This window comes from Mesotoga sp. HF07.pep.5.2.highcov, assembly GCF_003666285.1.
GTDB lineage: Bacteria > Thermotogota > Thermotogae > Petrotogales > Kosmotogaceae > Mesotoga > Mesotoga prima.
The window spans coordinates 1-825 of record NZ_JFHJ01000344.1 but is presented as its reverse complement, the minus strand read 5'-3'; the positions used below and the strand labels follow the sequence as shown (position 1 = coordinate 825).

Genomic DNA, 825 nt, shown 5'->3' with positions numbered 1-825 from the left:
GCAAGAAAGTCTTCAACTCCCGCAAGCTGAAAAGTGAGATCCTTTGTCTTGAAGTGCATCGGCACGACGTAAGAAGGAGCTAGATCTCTAGTAAGCTCTCGAGCTAACCCTGCATCAATCGTATACACTCCACCGACAGGAACAAGGAGAATATCAGGACTCTTCAATGTCTCTGTTAAGTCTGGGCCCAGTCGGTGGCCAAGATCGCCACAGTGAACAACTCTGAATCCGTCGGGAGTTGTCACCTCGAAGATGATATTCTTACCGCGTTTCTTTCCTTCAACATCATCATGAAATGTGGGATGGCCTTTGATAATGAAACCGTGAACTTTCTCGCTCACCGGCTGATTCACAAGTATGTACCCTGACTCAAATCGGTTGTGTGCATTGTGGTCGTGGTGCTGATGAGATTCCAGAATAATGTCCGGCTTAACCTCGGGCAACTCATAACCGACACCTTCATCGAAGGGATCGATCAAAAGAGTCTTTCCATCGCACTCAAGCGAAAAACACGAATGTCCATGCCATCTCAAAACCATATTCATCACCCAGATATTTATTATATCATGGGTTCAGTCACATGTTTATCGAAAGCAAGCGCCGCTAGAGAGCCAAAGTCTTGAGCTCGAAGCCATTGCCGTTCCTGAGAGATATGATCCCCTTTTTGAAGTCGATCGTCCCGTAAGAGCCACCGGTCCGGTCTTTAGGCAGAGAAAGGCTGCCCGGATTCATGAAGATGATCCCATTATCTTTTCTGAGGAGGGAAATGTGGGTATGACCGGAAATTACTATTCCGCGTTCGAAAGGCACCTCGTGTTTCATGTG

The 825-nt window shown here is 47.2% G+C and carries 2 protein-coding genes; both read right to left on the bottom strand.

Going from position 1 to position 825, the window contains the following annotated elements:
- The coding region (locus BG32_RS07470; protein ID WP_259459595.1) for an MBL fold metallo-hydrolase at window positions 1-539 on the bottom strand (539 nt) is incomplete at its 3' end.
- A 64-nt stretch (window positions 540-603) separates the two neighbouring features.
- Window positions 604-825: metallophosphoesterase family protein (locus BG32_RS07465; RefSeq protein ID WP_183084309.1), on the bottom strand; the 222-nt coding region annotated here is incomplete at its 5' end.